General features: G+C 61.6%; 17 protein-coding genes. 14 read left to right on the forward strand and 3 right to left on the reverse strand.

Annotation, left to right across the window (positions count from 1 at the left end; translation table 11 throughout):
* Positions 1–98: 98 nt before the first annotated feature.
* Together OXG98_13615 and OXG98_13620 are read right to left on the reverse strand one after the other, a co-directional pair.
* Positions 99–749 (reverse strand): hypothetical protein, encoded by a 651-nt coding sequence (locus tag OXG98_13615; protein ID MCY3773040.1) that lies wholly within the window; start codon positions 747–749, stop codon positions 99–101.
* Positions 750–817: 68 nt separating this feature from the next.
* A complete protein-coding gene (locus tag OXG98_13620; protein ID MCY3773041.1) occupies positions 818–1447 on the reverse strand; it encodes a hypothetical protein in 630 nt (209 codons plus the stop codon).
* Between the two features lie 386 nt (positions 1448–1833).
* Between OXG98_13620 and nifS the strand changes: the two genes are divergently transcribed.
* From nifS to OXG98_13665, 9 genes are all read left to right on the forward strand, one after another.
* Complete coding sequence (gene nifS, locus OXG98_13625; protein MCY3773042.1) at positions 1834–2997, forward strand: cysteine desulfurase NifS; 1164 nt, start codon at positions 1834–1836, stop codon at positions 2995–2997.
* A gap of 10 nt (positions 2998–3007) precedes the next feature.
* The gene (locus OXG98_13630; GenBank protein ID MCY3773043.1) at positions 3008–3391 is read left to right on the forward strand and encodes an iron-sulfur cluster assembly scaffold protein; all 384 of its coding nucleotides are present in this window, start codon (positions 3008–3010) and stop codon (positions 3389–3391) included.
* Between the two features lies 1 nt (position 3392).
* The gene (mnmA, locus tag OXG98_13635; protein MCY3773044.1) at positions 3393–4658 is read left to right on the forward strand and encodes a tRNA 2-thiouridine(34) synthase MnmA; all 1266 of its coding nucleotides are present in this window, start codon (positions 3393–3395) and stop codon (positions 4656–4658) included.
* Positions 4659–4665: 7 nt separating this feature from the next.
* Positions 4666–5682, forward strand: a complete 1017-nt coding sequence (locus OXG98_13640; protein MCY3773045.1) for a peptidase MA family metallohydrolase — start codon at positions 4666–4668, stop codon at positions 5680–5682.
* A 105-nt stretch (positions 5683–5787) separates the two neighbouring features.
* Positions 5788–6693 (forward strand): lysophospholipid acyltransferase family protein, encoded by a 906-nt coding sequence (locus OXG98_13645; protein MCY3773046.1) that lies wholly within the window; start codon positions 5788–5790, stop codon positions 6691–6693.
* A gap of 14 nt (positions 6694–6707) precedes the next feature.
* The gene (locus tag OXG98_13650; GenBank protein ID MCY3773047.1) at positions 6708–7391 is read left to right on the forward strand and encodes a hypothetical protein; all 684 of its coding nucleotides are present in this window, start codon (positions 6708–6710) and stop codon (positions 7389–7391) included.
* Positions 7392–7438: 47 nt separating this feature from the next.
* A complete protein-coding gene (waaF, locus tag OXG98_13655; GenBank protein ID MCY3773048.1) occupies positions 7439–8476 on the forward strand; it encodes a lipopolysaccharide heptosyltransferase II in 1038 nt (345 codons plus the stop codon).
* Positions 8477–8489: 13 nt separating this feature from the next.
* Entirely contained in the window at positions 8490–9545 is a 1056-nt protein-coding gene (locus tag OXG98_13660) for a carbohydrate kinase family protein (GenBank protein MCY3773049.1), read from the forward strand.
* Positions 9542–10279, forward strand: coding sequence for a hypothetical protein (locus tag OXG98_13665; protein ID MCY3773050.1), 738 nt, complete (start codon positions 9542–9544; stop codon positions 10277–10279). The genes OXG98_13660 and OXG98_13665 overlap by 4 nt, the downstream gene beginning before the upstream one ends.
* 331 nt (positions 10280–10610) lie before the next feature.
* On the opposite strand, the gene OXG98_13670 is transcribed toward OXG98_13665, so the two are convergent.
* The gene (locus OXG98_13670; GenBank protein MCY3773051.1) at positions 10611–11633 is read right to left on the reverse strand and encodes a sigma-54 dependent transcriptional regulator; all 1023 of its coding nucleotides are present in this window, start codon (positions 11631–11633) and stop codon (positions 10611–10613) included.
* A 549-nt stretch (positions 11634–12182) separates the two neighbouring features.
* Here OXG98_13670 and OXG98_13675 point away from each other — a divergent pair.
* The 5 genes from OXG98_13675 to OXG98_13695 all read left to right on the forward strand — a co-directional run.
* Positions 12183–12482 carry a hypothetical protein gene (locus OXG98_13675; GenBank protein ID MCY3773052.1) on the forward strand — a complete coding sequence of 100 codons (300 nt, stop codon included), beginning with the start codon at positions 12183–12185 and terminating at the stop codon, positions 12480–12482.
* Positions 12475–13350, forward strand: coding sequence for a phytanoyl-CoA dioxygenase family protein (locus OXG98_13680; GenBank protein ID MCY3773053.1), 876 nt, complete (start codon positions 12475–12477; stop codon positions 13348–13350). Before OXG98_13675 ends, OXG98_13680 begins: the two co-directional genes overlap by 8 nt.
* Complete coding sequence (locus OXG98_13685; GenBank protein ID MCY3773054.1) at positions 13334–14176, forward strand: sugar phosphate isomerase/epimerase; 843 nt, start codon at positions 13334–13336, stop codon at positions 14174–14176. Before OXG98_13680 ends, OXG98_13685 begins: the two co-directional genes overlap by 17 nt.
* A gap of 26 nt (positions 14177–14202) precedes the next feature.
* Positions 14203–15639, forward strand: coding sequence for a neutral/alkaline non-lysosomal ceramidase N-terminal domain-containing protein (locus tag OXG98_13690; protein MCY3773055.1), 1437 nt, complete (start codon positions 14203–14205; stop codon positions 15637–15639).
* Between the two features lie 223 nt (positions 15640–15862).
* Positions 15863–16359, forward strand: a 497-nt coding sequence (locus OXG98_13695) for an aminotransferase class III-fold pyridoxal phosphate-dependent enzyme (protein ID MCY3773056.1), incomplete at its 3' end; no start/stop codon positions are given.

The raw sequence follows: 16359 nt of genomic DNA on the forward strand, positions 1-16359 counted from the left end.
GGGATCGTTTTGGTAGATGACAAGCCATGCAAAGCAGGTTCGAGAAACAACAGGCCTGTCCGGGTCCTACCAGAATATCCGGGTACGGGAGCGGGCTGTCAAGTTGAAATTCGGGGACGGGTCGGCGGCCTCACCGCACTTTGAATCACCCGCAACAGGCGTTTGTAGGGCGAGTCGACAGGAGACGCCGCGGCGCCGGCCAGAGGCGGATCGGATTGTCCGGAATCCGGCGGAATGCCAGGTCCGGTGTCCCGGTTATGCGCGGAGTGTCCGTCCGAGAGCAGGATCCGCATGTTGAAGAACCGCTCGCGGCGCGGGTCGTGCAGACACAGACGTACCGGTGCTTTGATGCGCAGGCAAAGTACCGCGGGCAGCAATTCCGCGCATGGATTGAGATCGACGGCGAAATTGAGGCCTTCCTCCGACAACCGGTCCACGATCCGGGTGGAGGGGAGGCCGTACCACCGACGGGTTGTCCGGTCCAGCGGCACCACGCTGATGAGACCTTCCGCCAGGTCGCAACATGCGACGGAACCGGGTTCGCCGACGACGAACGCGGACTCCGCCCCCAGACATGCAACCAGTTCCGGGATGATCTCGACCGCTTTGCGGGCTTCTTCGGTATTCGACGGGAGGCAAACCAGCAACCGGACCGGCCGGCTCCGGATCTCGGACAGGTTGAAAGGCGCACCGCGGAACCGGCACCACCAGGAATAGAGGCTGAAAATCCAGCGGTCTTTAGGGGACAACCCTGCCATATCCGGTTACATAGGTTTAACGAAAGGCCGTCTGACGCGGCCGCAGCCGAATACCGGCCCTATTCCGACTCCTCGGCCTTCTTGCGGATGTCGTAATTTCCGTACATTTGACGAACCATGTCATCGCTGAGGTTTTTGAGGGCGCCTTCGACGGATGCGGCGTATTCTCTTTGCCCCCTGCTGAAAAAGCCGATTCGCTCTGAAGCGAAGCCCACGCCCGACGCCATGACGGATGTAAACTGTCTCATCTCCGCGTCATAGAACATCAGTTCGACCGAAACGGCCGTATTTCCCCGTGCATCGTCCTGGAAAGGACCTTCCTCCCGGTTCAGCGACACCATGGCCGAGTTGACCCTGGGAATCACCACAAGGTCGAGCTGCCTTTCACCGATCACATCGTCGGCAGGCTGGGCGTCCAATATCGAAACCTGGGAGAAAACGCGGTTCGCCGATTTCGTTATGACCGATTCGAGGGATGCGCCGATTTCGCAAATGTATTTCTCGAGATCGGGCCGGTCGACCATCACGAATCCTTTGAATTCCCGGGGGATATAGAGACCGACCCTCAAGTCCACGGGCCTGGCGATACTGGCCGTGGGGCCTATATCGGGGTTCATTCTGATACTGTACGTACATCCCGTCGCTAGGATGGCGGTCATCAGTACCGCTGCGTATTTCAGTACCTGCATGCGCCGCTCCTATCCGATCCGTCCATCCGCTCCGGGCAAGTTTGCGCGAGACATGTAAGGCTAACGTCCTTCAAATGCGTTTTCAACGTGTTTTGCGACACCTGGCCGCAAACTACGCACACGGCAAACGCCTGTCGAAAACGGACACGCGCATACCCGTTCGAGTTACATGAAAGGTACGGATTACCGATCGAAAAGTCAAGCGGAGACAGCGTATAATCACCGGCCGGGCATACGCCGCGAAACCCCGATAACACTTGACATTTCAATGGATTATCTCTATTTTCAAAGACCGTTGAGCGCGACCGGGAAACCGGTTTTCGAAGCGTTTACGGCGCTTGAGGATAGAGGCTGATTACCACCCTGTTCCGAAGATCACAATCCCTATGGCGAGCATCTACCTGGACCATAACGCGACCACGCCGGTCAGACCCGAAGTGTTCGATGCCATGGAACCTTTCTTCAGAGACCGGTTCGGCAATGCATCGAGCATCCACCGGTACGGACAGGATGCGCGTTCGGCCGTGGAGGAGGCCCGGGCCCAGGTGGCCGGCCTGGTGAATGGACGGCCCGGCGAAATCTACTTTACAAGCGGCGGCACCGAGTCCGACAACCTGGCGCTCAAAGGCATCGCCTACGCCCGCAGAGCGTACGGCAGGCACATTATCACGACGAACATCGAACATTCGGCCGTACTGAACAGTTGCGGTTTTCTCGAGCGGGAAGGCTTCGAAGTGACCTATCTTCCCGTGGATGAATACGGCCGGGTCGATCCCGGCCAGGTGGCGGACGCCCTGACCGGTCATACGATCCTGATCAGCATCATGCATGCGAACAACGAGATCGGCACGGTCCAGCCCGTGGAGGAAATAGGAAGGATCGCCCGGGAGAACGGCGTGTGCTTTCACACGGACGCGGTACAGTCCGCCGGCAAGCTGCCGGTCGACGTGGAAGCGATGCACGCGGACCTCCTCTCGCTTTCGGGCCACAAGATCTACGGCCCCAAGGGCGTGGGGGCCATCTACATCCGCAAAGGCGTCGAAATCGAACCCATGGCCCACGGCGGCCATCACGAAAATGACGTGCGGTCCGGGACGGAGAACACCGTGGGTATCGTGGGTATCGGCAAGGCTGCTGAACTGGCGGCCGATGAACGGGAACACGAATACCGGAATCTGTCCGAAATGCGCGACACCCTGGAAGTGCGCATCCGGGACGAGATCGAGGGGATTCAGGTAAACGGGCACCCGGAATGGCGTCTGCCCGGCACGTTGAACGTGTCCTTCCCAGGCGCGGAAGGGGAATCGCTGATCATGGCCCTGGATCTCGCGGGTATCGCCGTATCCACGGGCTCGGCCTGCACATCGGGGACCATAGAGCCGTCCCACGTGCTGCTCGCGCTGGGCAGGGACCCGCGCACCGCCCTGGGCTCGGTACGTTTCAGCTTCGGGCGCGACAACACCATGGAGGAGGTCGGCCACGTCATGAGCAGGCTGCCCGGTATTGTGTCCCGCCTCCGCGAAGTCGCCACCGCGCAGGTACCCGGTTGAGGCGTGTTTTATGTACTCTCCCGCCGTAATGGATCACTTTCACTCGCCCCGCAACGTGGGGGATCTTCCGGACGCGGACGGTGTGGGCAACGCCGGAAATCCCATCAGCGGGAATACCATTGCGTTGTATCTGAAGATCGCGGACGGGACCGTCACGGACGCGAAGTTCAGGACCTTCGGCTGCGCGGCGTCCATCGCGGCAAGCAGCATGGTCACCGAGTGGGTGATCGGCAGGACGACCGAAGAGGCCGCGTCTATCGAAAACCATACGATCGCGGAGGCCCTGGGCGGTCTTCCACCTACCAAGATGCACTGCTCCGCCATGGCCGCGGACGGCGTGCGAACGGCGATTGAGGATTACCGGTCGCGTCATGGCGAGAGCCAGAGAGACTAGCATGATGCCGGCGAATGCCAATTCGCATATTCCCAGCGGGTCCGATACCGTATCCGAGTTCGATCCGGCCGTCAACCGGCTGCCGCCGAAAGGGTCGACGGTCGTGGTGGCGATGAGCGGCGGCGTGGACAGCTCGGTGGCGGCCGCGATGCTCAAGGAAGCGGGCTGCGAGGTCATCGGCGTCACCATGCACCTGTGGGACTACGACCGCGTGGGCGGCAATGCGCAATTCGAACACGGCTGCTGCACGGTCGAGGACCGCAACGACGCGCGGGTAGTGGCCGGCAGGCTCGGGATACCCTACTACGTGGTGGATTTTCGCGAAGAATTCGAGCGGGGCGTCATATCCAATTTCGTGTCCGAGTACATGCAGGGCCGCACGCCCAATCCCTGCGTGGCCTGCAACAGCCGGGTCAAGTTCGGCGTGCTGCTCGACCGGGCCACGGCGCTCGGCGCAGATTACGTGGCGACCGGGCACTATGCCCGGATTGTCTTCGACGAAAGCGCGGGCGGGGCGGACCAAACGGACCAGACGGACCAGGCGGGCCAGGCGGGCCAGGCGGGCCGCTATGTTCTGAAACGGGGCATCGACGGAAACAAGGACCAATCCTACGCCCTGTGGGAGATGACCCAGGAAGAGCTGGCGCGCACCGTCTTTCCGGTGGGCATGCTCACGAAGGCGCAGACGCGGCAGGCCGCCGAAAGACTCGCTCCGCGGGTGGCCGACAAGAAGGACAGCTACGAGATCTGCTTCATCCAGGACAGGGGCCATGAACGATTCCTCAGGGAGTGGACGGCGAAGCACCCCGTGGATGCGGAAGAAGGGCTGCTGTCCATAGGAGATCCTATCCGGCCGGGACCGATCATAGACACGAATGGCCATTTCCTGGGTGAACACCGGGGACATCCACTTTACACGATCGGACAGCGGAAGGGACTCGGGCTGGCTGCCGGACGTCCGGTGTACGTGGTCGACATCCAGCCCGATACGAATACGATCGTGGTGGGTGACGACGAGGATCTTCTCTGTGACCGGCTCATCGCGGACAGGGTCAACTGGCAGTCCATGGAAACGCCAGTGGGAGAGGTCCGCGGTCAGGCCAAGATCCGGTACCGGCAGGAAGCAACGCCCGCGGTCATCACGCCCGATGAGCCCGGCGTCGCGCTGGTTGACTTCGAGCATCCGCAGCGGGCGGTTACGCCGGGACAGTCCGTCGTCTTCTACGACGGCGAGACGGTTCTCGGAGGCGGCATCATACGCGAATGAGGTCGTTATGCACGTCGACAAGGCGCCCCAGCGCGTGCTGCGCCGTCTTCGGTCCTGGTGCCTCGGGCTGGTCAGCGGCATGCTCATGCTGCTGCCAAGCCTCGGAACCGGCGCGGAAGAGTCCGTGAGAATCGCCGCGGGCGTTCGATTCACCTTTGAGCCCGTCGATGCGCCCTTCGTGGAACACGTACTGGGCATCGTGCGCGAAGCGTCTCCGCATCTGCGCGCCACGCTGGGCCTTCCCGCCGCCGATACCATCCACGTCCATATCGCCCCCACGCAGGAAGCCTTCCTGACCTACACGCCCGGCGCCATCCCCGACTGGGGCGCGGGGTACGCCGTGCCGCACCGCAGGCTTGTGGTGCTGAGGTCGCCCCGGATTACCGGTACGTATGACGGTTCCGAGGAACTCGTGGTGCACGAACTGGCCCACGTGATGCTGCATAGCGCGCTCCGCGGCGTGGATATTCCTCGCTGGCTGGACGAGGGATTCGCGATGCACATGGCGCGGGAATGGGGATTCTGGGACCGGGCATCGCTCGTGATCGCCGTCGTTTCAGGAAACCTGGTCTCCCTGGGGGCGATCCAGGGCGTGAACACGTTTCCCGAGCACCGGGCCCAACTGGCCTATCAGGAAAGCGCCCTCGCCGTGCAGTACATACTCCGGCGCTACGGTGAAGCGGGACTGCACACCCTGTTCGACAGCCTGAGGCGGACCGGCTCCATCGACCAGGCATGCTTCGACGCCTTCGGCGTGAGCATAGTGGGTTTCGAGCGGGACTGGCTGGCGTACATGGAACGCAATTACGGCTGGCGCATGTTGCTCGGCGAAAGCCTGTCCATCGTGATCGCTCCGCTGTTCGGCGTACTTTGTCTTCTTGCCTACCTGCGAATCCGAAGGCGAAGGAGAGCTACGCTACGACAATGGGCGCGTGAAGAAGAAGTGGACGACTGGCGTTCGGACGAAGACGACTGGCGAAGGAAGAATGAAGAATGGACCATGTCCAGGGAGCGGGATGATTAACCGCCTTCTCCGTCAGAATCCGTCAGGGGCTGAACCGGACCGCCATACTGAACAGGGACGCGATATCGAACGTAGTGGTCGCGCGCGACTGAGAGTCCGTTTCGAATGAAACTTTCGCACCTGGCCGAATACGCGGGCCTCAGGCTGTTGATGCTGCTGACAAGGCGGCTCTCTCCTTCCCGGGCTTCGTGGGTGGGGAACCGGCTGGGAGACCTGGCCTTTCACGTGATCGGCACGAGGAGGGCACTGGTCATGGAGCACCTGGGACGCGTTTACGGAGATACCGGAGACGCCGGGAAGCTCCGGACCATGTCCCGGTCCGTGTACCGCCAACTGGGCCGGACAGCCGTGGAACACGCCCGGCTGCTCGCCGGAAGGGCGACGGACCTGCGGGACCGGCTCGCCATCTCGGGTCAGGAACATATCGATTATGCCCGCCACAGGGGGCGCGGGGTCATTCTGGTCACCGGGCATTTCGGCTACTGGGAGTTGCTCGGCGCAACGGTCGCCTTGCTCGGTTATCCCATTACTGTCGTCGCGAAAAAGCTGCACAACCCCGCCGTCAACCGCCTGATGCACGCGGGGCGCGAGCGACTGGGCATGGCGGTGGCCTCCATGGAATCGGCGCCGTCCGCGATCTTCAGGGCATTGCGCCGCAACGAATGCGTCGGACTGCTCGCAGACCAGGACGCCGGGCCGGGCGGCGTTTTCGTCGAATTCCTGGGATTACGGGCGTCCACCTACCAGGGACCGGCGCTCTTCGCCTTGCGCACAGGGGCTCCTATCGTACCGTGTTTCATCGTTCGTTCCGGTCCGGAACATCACCGGGTCTGCTTCGAAACCCCTATCGAAGCGATTCCGACAGGCGATGAATCGGCCGATATAGCACGGACTACCCAGGCTTACACGGACGTGCTGGCCCGATACATCCTGGATTATCCCGATCACTGGTTCTGGGTACACCGGCGGTGGAAGACCCCGGTGCCCGCCGATTCAAGTCACGTTCAGTAAAGGAGACCTGTTCCATGACACGCCATCCACTCATCGCCATTTGCGCCGTTTTCCTCTTCGGTGCCGCCGCGGCCTGCGGAAACGGAGGAGAGCAGTCCGAGTCCGATACACGGTCACCGATGCCGCCTGGCGAACCGCCGCCGCCAGCGACGGTTCCCGCTGTCGCGGAGCGACCGGACGCCCCTGCGGATGCCCCTGCCCCGGTGTATACCCAGGAAGAAACGACGACGGGCGAAGCAGCGGGAGTCGGCTGGACGGTTCCCGCGCGATGGGAGGTGCAGCCGCCCCGGATGATGCGCATGGCGACCTATCTGATCCCGAGGGCCGAAGGGGACGACGAACCCGGCGAATGTGCCGTGTTCTTTTTCGGCCAGGGGCAGGGAGGCAGCGTCGACCTGAATCTGCAGCGCTGGCGGGATCAGTTCGAGACGGAATCCGGAGGAACGCCCACGCCGGCCCAGCGGAAGTCGACCATCAACGGACTGACGGTGACCACGGTGTCCCTGGCCGGCACGTATCTCGCTTCCATGGGACCCATGTTCCAGTCAGGCGCCGTGAAAAAACCGGGCTATAAAATGCTCGGCGCCATTATCGAGGCGCCGGAAGGCAACGTGTTCGTCAAGCTCACCGGACCGGAAAAGACCGTCCTGGGTGCGGAGGGCGAGTTCCAGAGTTTTCTGAATTCGCTCAGGAAGTAACTGCGCGGACGCCTTAAGTCCGCCTTTAAGTCAGGAATCGCAGCGGCTTGAGCGTACTTGTCATACAAACCGCCTTCGTGGGCGACGTCGTGCTGTCCACCCCATTGTTCGAAGCGGCCAGGACGCGGCTGGGCGCCGACCGCGTCGGAGCCGTCGTGCGGCCCGAGACCGCCAACCTGCTGCGAAACAACCCCCACATCGACGACATCGTCGTCTATGACAAGAAAGGCGGGCAAAAAGGCCCCCTGGAACTGCTTCGTCTCGCCGGCAAGTTGCGTGCGGCTTCCTTCGATACGGCGGTTATTCCCCACCGATCGCTCCGAAGCGCACTGCTGGGTTACCTGGCGGGCGCGCCCGTCCGAGTGGGCTTCGATCGAAACGCGGGCAAGCTGCTTCTTACGGAGCGGGTGCCCTACCGACCTGTCCACGAGGTCGAACGAAACCTTTCTCTTTTCGCTTCGTGGGGGGTGGATATGGACGGAATTCACCCCGCCCTTTACCCGGACGATGAGGACCGGCAACGGGCGGATGCGCTGATCAGGGAATCAGGCCTGGCGCCGTCCGACAGGATTTGCGGCGTAAGTCCCGGTTCGGTCTGGGCGACCAAGCGGTGGCCGCCCGACCGGTATGCGGAACTCATCCGCCGCCTCGCGGAAGAACACGGATATCGCGCCGTGCTCTTCGGCAGTGCCGGAGACCGGCCCCTCTGCACGGGAATCGCCACCGAATCCGGCGTCGAGCCGCTGAACGCGGCGGGAAGGCTGACCCTGCTTCAGTCGGCCGCGCTCGCCGCGCGTTGCTCCGTCTTTGTTTCCAACGACACCGGCATGAGCCACGTGGCCGCCGCCATGAACATACCCGTCGTAGCCGTCTTCGGGCCCACGGTTCCCGCCTTTGGCTTCACCCCACATGGAGAAGGGCACCAGGTCGTCGAAACAACCATGGACTGCCGGCCCTGCAGCGCCCATGGCGGAAACCGGTGTCCCATCGGCACCCATGACTGCATGCGCAGTATCGCCGTGGAACGGGTGACAGAGGCCGTGGCCATTCAACGCGGGGAACCTGAAACGCCCGCTGTGGACTAGTTACGGACAAGACATGCGCATTGGCATCATTGGTCTCATCAACCACGACACCATCTTCATGGCCGGCGGCCACCAGGTTCAGGATCTCGGCGGCATCCTGTACAACACCACCGTAATGGCCGACCTGGTCGAAGACGGCGACCGGGTATATCCCATCAGTCGCATCGGCGCGGAATGCTACGACGCCATGCGCGCCATGCTGGACCCTCGTCCCGCCGTGAACACCCGGGGAATCGCCCTTTCCCCGAGAGGCACCAGCCGAAATCAGATCCGGTACGACGAGGCCATGGAAAAAGTCGAGCAGTTGACGAACCATATCGACCCCATTCCTCTCGAACAGATCGAACCTTTTCTGGACCTCGACGCCCTGCTGGTGAATTTCATCGTCGGGGACGACATCACTCTGGAGACCATGGAAGCCATACGGGGCAGCGCCTCCGGGTTGCTGTACCTGGATGTGCACAACCTCTGTCTGGGCATCGACGCGGAGGGCTACCGGCGAAGGCGGGCACCGGAAGACTGGCGACGATGGATAGAAATGTTCGACGTGGTTCAGATGAACGAAGTGGAGGCGCGTCTGCTGGCCGGCGCGGGTGCCGATGCAGGTAACGATGCGGGTAACGATGCGGGCGTCAACGCGGGCAACGAAACGGGCGCCAACGCGGGCAACCAAGCAGTGGCCGCATCAAATGGGCCGCTGGAGAATGAAGCGGTGGCGGCGTCAAGTGGGCCGCTGGAGGCGGAGGATGATTTTGTCGCCTTCGGACGGTCGATTACCGCGCTTGGTCCCTCGGTATGCATAACCACCCGGGGGGCTCTCGGTCCCGTCACGGTTTATCGCGAGGACGATATTATCAAATCCGTCGTCATTCCCTCGGAGCCGGTCCGGGAAGTCGTCGACACCACCGGCTGCGGGGACGCCTTTGCCGCCGGATTCGTAACCGAATACCTGGTCTCGAAAGACCCCGCACGGGCGACCCGTCTCGCGAACCGGGTCGCAAGCGTGAACTGCACCGTGGCCGGACTGCCGGAGAGGGGAACGTTTGCTTCTGAAAGGAGGGAATTGTGACCGGGCAGGACGAATCCGTCGTCATTCTATTCCGAGGCGGACGCTTACCGGAATGGCATCTGCTCGACCAGGCTCAGCGGATCGATTTTGAGCGCCGGCATGTTGACCTGATGCTGGCGGTCTCCGAGCGCCACGGCCTGATCGGCATCCACGGTTACCGGCTACTGGGGCCCCGTGGCAACTGGGAACGATTCTGGACCATAGAGTTCCCGGACCTCGCCGGCGCGGAGGCCTGGATGTCGGCCGAGACGGAACCCCCATACGGACGCTACGGTTTCTACGACTATACCCTTGCCCGCCGCTGGCAACCGGAGTGTCTTAACTGGCTGCCGCGCAAGCCCGAACCTCCGGTGTCGCCCGGCGCCGATCCGCACACGATCCCGGCCCTTTCCGCCGATCCTTCGTCGATCGTCCTGCTGGCCTTCGGCAGGCAGTACCGCGGGCCCGACCAGGTTGCCCCAGGGAATCGCGACGAGGAGAGATGGCGGCGAATGCGGAAGGTAAGCCATAGCCACGGCCTCATCCACGGCGAGGCCTTTCGCCTGATGGGAACCGGCGCGCATGGCGAGTCGGTCTGGATTCTGGAGTTCCCCGGACTGGCGGGCATCGAGGCCTGTATCGATGCGGAGACGGCGCCGCCCGCGGGAGTCGATCTCAGACACGATTTCCATCTGGCCAGACGCTGGGCGCCGGAATACTTCGCCACCTGGCCGCCGGGACGGGGCAGCGCGTGAGGCGTGTGCAGGTCTACCCACATTGCCCCGATCTACTCCGCATCCCGCAGGTCCATGTTACTTAAAGCAGGTCTACCCCGCGCATTGATGGGATTTCCGGCGGACAAACGCACCTAGAGACACCATACATAAGATACGTTTCGAGATGTACGCCTGGTTTTCGACTAATCCATCAGAATCGGTACACTCGGAAACGTCCCATTGGCGAACATCTGCGTCTCCCCGGAGGAGGACCCGCATGGAAAAGGTAAATTATGGGAGGTAGCACAGCAATCAGGTAGTCATGCGAAATACTGATACAAGGCACAGAAACTTCCAGAGGTTTGATCATTCACCGATATTGAGACGGAGATATCCCATGAATACGTAATAGTTTATACAGATGGGTGCGATGCACTCCGACGATTTCCGCAGCCTTCGATACGTTGCCATTCGTTTCCCTTAAAATGTTCTCAAGATATTGACCTTCCGTATCCTTTGTCGTACCTGTTCTGACAGTTCGGAGCGACTGAATTTCGTTACTTCGGTCTGTGCCCTCAACTTCTTCAGGAAAGATATTCTCAACGGTAACCTGACCATTCGACGCCAACGCAATCGCCGCCCTGAGCCTGTTCTCGAGTTCTCTTACGTTGCCCTCCCACCCGTGGCGAAGCAATCTGGACATCACCGCTGGAGAAACTTCCATTTCCCCGACATCGGAAGGCGTCAGTTCTTTCATGAAGTGGCGGAAGAGTAAGGGTATATCTGCGATACGCGACCGCAACGGAGGCATCTGGAGCACCACACTCCCGATTCGATGGTAGAGATCCAGCCGGAAGGACTTTTGAACTACGGCCTCCTGCAGATCGCGATTGGTAGCTGCGATTACTCGAACGTCCGTATTCATTTGCCGGACACTGCCATAGGGCCGATACGATCCATCCTGTAGTACCCGTAGTAATACGGCCTGTGCGTTCAGAGGCAGTTCACCGATTTCGTCGAGGAAGATAGTGCCTTTATTCGCAGCGGCAAACAGGCCCGGCTGCTTCCTGTCGGCGCCCGTGTAGGCGCCCCTTTCGTGACCAAAAAGCTCGTTTCCCATCAGCGTCTCAGGCAGCGCGGCGCAATCCACGATGACAAAGGGTTGGTCGGCGCGGCTACTTGCCGTATGAACCGCCCTGGCGATCAGTTCTTTCCCGGTCCCGGTTTCTCCCGTTATCAATACCGGCATATCCGTTCGTGCATACCGAAAGGTCATCGAACAAATTCGTTTCATAACGTCGCTTTTGTGAACAATCGGTTCAAAGGCAGCATGTTCGTGATAATGCTCAATTTGCTCGTTTGAACTGTGGTCACTGTTTCCAGATGATCCCATGTATACTCCACTTACGGCATATTGCTGATTGTTGAACCGGTTGTATCGACTGCATCCGCGACACTGTGTTCTGAACATCACGGCCTGAGGACTTGCGAAAGCGGATCGCGTCGACCGCCGGACTGTCTGACTGCAAAGACAGGGAATGTAAGGACTGAATCTCGCCGGTCTATGGGGTAAAACCCTACTTTTTGCAGAAAAACACACCCCAAATGTGCTTAAAAGACACCGTGTTTCCCTGAAAGTGTTGCTCGCGAACCAGGTGAGACATTATCCCACATAGGACAGCGGCGGGCATACCCGGAAGGCAAGTACGGTACCTGACGCGTGCAGGGAAATCACACCTTGCCGAGGGAAACAGGCTTCTCGCCGTACCGTCGTGCCCGACTCGATTACGGGGTATCTGATTCTCGTAGACGGATTGAACGGTACCTGTTATCTTGACCGATTGACGGCACGAAAGCCTGAATCGCACGCTATTCAATCTTACGACATTGCTAAAGTTCGACATTCGAAGTTCGACGCAGTTGTGCATAGGCGGATAGTGTCATGCCCTCTTCACCGTCAAACTCCAGCGTCAGGCAGCGGCTGCTTTACCTGCACGCGCGGACGCCCAGCGTTTTCGCCGATATTCTTGGATACACCCCCATCGAACCCGTCAAGGACTACCAGGCTGAAATCACGGCGGATGTGCCGGAATGGCCCTACAACACCGTGCACGACGCCCTGGTCGACGGCTGGCAGATCGTGCAGTTCCCCCATCTCCAGGCGCCCATCGACGACAGGGATCTGGACGTCGTGGGATACGAATTCATCTTACAGAAACTGGAGGAGTTTCAGGATGGATAAGAACCGGTTGTCGACGGCACGGGGCGCGGTATCGGAGGCGGGATCGCTACAAGCGGACGTGGAACGGCCAGAAGCAGGAGCGGACAAGTCCCATCTCCTGACAGACATGGAGATAGTCGGCTTTCTCGTGAACGGCTATCACCTGCTAGAACCCGATCTTCCCGGAGGACTCAACGAGCACATCGCCGGCCAGCTGGACGAACTGGACCACAATCCCGGTGACGCCATCGCGGACGTCGTGCCGGAGCTGTGGCAGGTGATCGAACATCCGGCCGTGAAAGGCGCCCTGGTCAGCCTGCTCGGCGAGGACTACGAAGTACAGGGCCACCGCCACTGGCACTGCAAGCAACCGCACACCGGCCACATGTCCTGGCACCAGGACAGCACCAACAGCCGGGATACCCGTATCGACCGGCTCCTCGGGCTGTACTATCCGACGGACATCACCCCGGAGATGGGTCCGACGATCATCGTCCCGGGCACCCAGTTCCGCAACGCGCCGACGGACCGCATGGCCACCTACACCAACATCCGCGGCCAGGTGCCCATGGTACTCAAGGCCGGGACCGTGGCCCTGACCCACTACGACCTCTGGCACGGCACCGCCGCCAACCGTACGCCGCTCAAGCGCCATATGATCAAGTTCCTGTTCAGGCGGGTCCGGGACAACAAGGCGCCGACGTGGAACCACGATCCCGAGGCCATGAACGTACCCACCGCCTGGGGCGGGAAACGGGAAGACCCCAAGAACGTGCTGTCTTTCGGCAACCCGCTCGGCGTCGGACAGAGCGATCACTACAAGGAGCGCCAGATACGGTGGAAATGCTGGAACAACCTGCTGGGAGTCGCCGATGCGTCTGACACTTAGCAACCACTCCTTCGAATACCTCGACCTGGAAGGCACGCTGGCGCTGGCCAGGGCCATGGGTTTCAGGGGCGTGGACATAGCGGGTTTTCACGACCGCGGGCGATGCAGCCTGGAACCGGACGAAGTGGGCGCCGATCCTCAGGGCCACGCGGACCGCATCAACCGGTTGCTGGACAAATACGAACTGGAGGCCGTCGATTTCTTCCCCCAGTTCGGCGCATCCCTCGACGAGCGCTCCTTCAACTCGCCCGAAACGGCAGTGAGGCGGCAGAACAGCACCTCGTTCAAAGGCATCATCCGCTTCTGCGAGGACGTCGGCATTCCGGGATTTACGATCAGTCCGGGCATGCATCACCCGGACCGCGCCTTCGAGGAGAACCTCGAGACTACGGCTGCCGCCATGAACGAACTAACCGATATGGCGGGCGAACGGGACGTCACGGTCCGCTTCGAACCCCACGTCCAGTCCGTCGTCGATACGCCTGAACGGACACTGGCCCTGCTGGAGCGGGCGCCCCGGGCCACAGTCACCCTCGACTATTCCCATTTCGTCATGCAGTACATCCCGGACGAGCGCATCCACCCGCTCCTGGCCCACACCGACCATTTCCACATCCGTGCGGCGCGCCCCGGCAAGCTGCAGTCCAGGCTCGACGAGAACACCATCGATTTCGTCGATATCGCCCGGCGTCTCAGAGCGCTGGATTACCGGCGGTGCCTGTCCATCGAGTTCGTCTACATGACCTGGTACGATTGCAACCAGGTCGATTGCCTGACGGAAACGATCTTCACGAAGGACCTGATGCAGGAGCACGTGCCGATGTAGGCGGCGTCCTCCGGAGATTCACCGCCATGCCCGACCTGTACGCCGGCGCCGGCCGGCGGGTGATTAATCCGCCGCTGGGAATCCGGACCTTTGGCTTCAGTTCGAGGGAGGGGCTCGTCCAGGCGATCGAAAGCGATCTGACGGCCACGGCGCTGGTGCTGACGGACGGCAAGACAAAGATCGTGATCGTGGCGACGGATACCGGATGGATGGAACGGGGGGTGATGAACGGCCTGCGGGAAACGGTTGCCGAAACGGTGGGCACGGCGGCCTCCCACGTCATGATCAACCTGAATCACACCCACAGCTCGCCGGCCATGCCCGAGTGGTTCCCCGACGAGCCCGGCCAGATCGCCCTTCAGTCGCGCTACCAGGACAATCTCCGTGGGTGGATCACGGAAGCGGTGCGTGAAGCCGACGCACGCCTTGCCCCCGCGCGCATCGGCGCGGGCTGGGGCGAATGCCCCCTTGGAGTGTATCGCCGGGAGACCGATCCCAACGGCGACGTCTTCCTCGGGGAAGTGCCGGATCATCCGACCGATCCGGCCGTTGGCGTCCTGCGCGTAGACGACTTGGGCGGCCAACCCATCGCCACGCTGTTCAGCTATGGCTGTCACCCGGTGACCATAGGTCCCCGGTCGCTGGTGGCCTCGCCTGATTTCCCCGGGGCGGCACGGGCCCTGATAGAGCACGCCGGCGGCGGCCTGTCGCTGTTCCTCCAGGGATGCGGGGGGAACATCATGCCCCGGGGCGGCCTGAGCATGGACGAGGACTGCCGGGACGAAAAGAACCGGACGGGATACACGCTGGGGGCCGAAGTCGTCAAAACCGCCTCCGCGATCCACACCCACAGGAAGCGCGGGAAGCGCCAGAGCATGGGATCCCTGTCCCGCATATCCGTCTGGCCCTGGGAGCCGGCCACCGGCGAGTCATGTACCTCGTTAGGTGCCGCGGATGAGACCGTTTCGCTCCGGTACATCGACCTGCCCTCGCTCACCGAGGCAAAGGACATCCGGGAGGAATGCCACCGGGCGAAGGACCGGGCCCTGGCTGGCGGCCGGGAGTGGGAAATCCTTGTAAACACGAGATTTGCCGATTGGAGCGACCGGCTTGTCGAAGCGATAGACACCGAAACGCGCGCACTTGACGTCGTCATCCAGGTCATTCGGATCAACTACTTCATCCTGGCGGCCAATAGCACGGAAGCCTTCTATGAGACCGGCCTGGCGATCAAGGCCGCCTCGCCCTTCCCGCATACCCAGGTCCTGGGCTACACCAACGGGTGTGTATGCTACCTGCCGCGGGCGGCGGATCTGCCCCCCGGAGGGTGGGATATCCATAAGCGATGGTACGGCGTTCCCGATCTGTTGTTCCAGGCCTACAGCCTGCCCACGGCCATCCATCCGGACTCGGAGCAACGGGTCGTCGACCGGACGCTGGCGTTGATTGAAAGGTTACGTTGAACAAGCAGTTGAGTTGTACGGACGGGTTGAGTCGCACGAACTGTTTCGACCTGATGAAGTTGATCAGACGAGTTCGACCTTTGAAGTTGAACAAGCGGGTTCAGCCTGTGAAGTTGAACAAGCGGTTGAGTTTTACGAACGGGTTCGACCTGCGAAATTGATCGAGCGAGTTCAGCCGATGAATCGGAGTCACATGATCGGGCGGCCCGAGTGAGGATCATGCATGGATGATGTAACCTTCGAGGCACATAGAAAGGCCCAGCCCCATGCCGCGGAACTGTATTCCCGGGCCCTGGCGTCGCTCGCCGGCGGCGTGGGGCACGACCTGCGCAGGGGCCATCCCCTGCCGCTGTACATGTCGCGGGCGTCGGGCTCCCGCAAGTGGGACGAGGACGGCCGGGAGTACATCGACTACGGCATGGGCAACGCCGCGCTGCTGCTGGGGCATGCGCCGCCGGAGGTGTGCCGGGCCATGCACGACGCCCTCGACCTCGGCTTCCATTTCGGCAACGACCACCCGATGCAGGTGGAATGGGCCGAACTGATACAGCGGCTGGTTCCCTGCGCGGAACGCGTACGGTTCGTGAACTCGGGGTCCGAAGGGAGCATGCTCGCCCTCCGCGTCGCCCGCGCATACACCGGCAAGACGAAGGTGTTGCGTTTCGAGGGCCATTTCAGCGGATGGCACGACGGGGTGGGCGAGCATGCTCCCTTCGGACC

This window comes from Gemmatimonadota bacterium, from assembly GCA_026706345.1.
In the GTDB taxonomy this organism is placed as follows: Bacteria; JAAXHH01; JAAXHH01; order JAAXHH01; family JAAXHH01; genus JAAXHH01.

Excerpts from the sequence above, each read along its gene's own strand:
- OXG98_13620 (MCY3773041.1), bottom strand. The coding sequence starts at position 1,447 with ATGCAGGTACTGAAATACGCAGCGGTACTGATGACCGCCATCCTAGCG.
- nifS (MCY3773042.1), top strand. The coding sequence starts at position 1,834 with ATGGCGAGCATCTACCTGGACCATAACGCGACCACGCCGGTCAGACCC.
- OXG98_13630 (MCY3773043.1), top strand. The coding sequence starts at position 3,008 with ATGTACTCTCCCGCCGTAATGGATCACTTTCACTCGCCCCGCAACGTG.
- mnmA (MCY3773044.1), top strand. The coding sequence starts at position 3,393 with ATGATGCCGGCGAATGCCAATTCGCATATTCCCAGCGGGTCCGATACC.
- OXG98_13640 (MCY3773045.1), top strand. The coding sequence starts at position 4,666 with ATGCACGTCGACAAGGCGCCCCAGCGCGTGCTGCGCCGTCTTCGGTCC.
- OXG98_13645 (MCY3773046.1), top strand. The coding sequence starts at position 5,788 with ATGAAACTTTCGCACCTGGCCGAATACGCGGGCCTCAGGCTGTTGATG.
- OXG98_13650 (MCY3773047.1), top strand. The coding sequence starts at position 6,708 with ATGACACGCCATCCACTCATCGCCATTTGCGCCGTTTTCCTCTTCGGT.
- OXG98_13660 (MCY3773049.1), top strand. The coding sequence starts at position 8,490 with ATGCGCATTGGCATCATTGGTCTCATCAACCACGACACCATCTTCATG.
- OXG98_13670 (MCY3773051.1), bottom strand. The coding sequence starts at position 11,633 with ATGGGATCATCTGGAAACAGTGACCACAGTTCAAACGAGCAAATTGAG.
- OXG98_13675 (MCY3773052.1), top strand. The coding sequence starts at position 12,183 with ATGCCCTCTTCACCGTCAAACTCCAGCGTCAGGCAGCGGCTGCTTTAC.
- OXG98_13680 (MCY3773053.1), top strand. The coding sequence starts at position 12,475 with ATGGATAAGAACCGGTTGTCGACGGCACGGGGCGCGGTATCGGAGGCG.
- OXG98_13685 (MCY3773054.1), top strand. The coding sequence starts at position 13,334 with ATGCGTCTGACACTTAGCAACCACTCCTTCGAATACCTCGACCTGGAA.
- OXG98_13690 (MCY3773055.1), top strand. The coding sequence starts at position 14,203 with ATGCCCGACCTGTACGCCGGCGCCGGCCGGCGGGTGATTAATCCGCCG.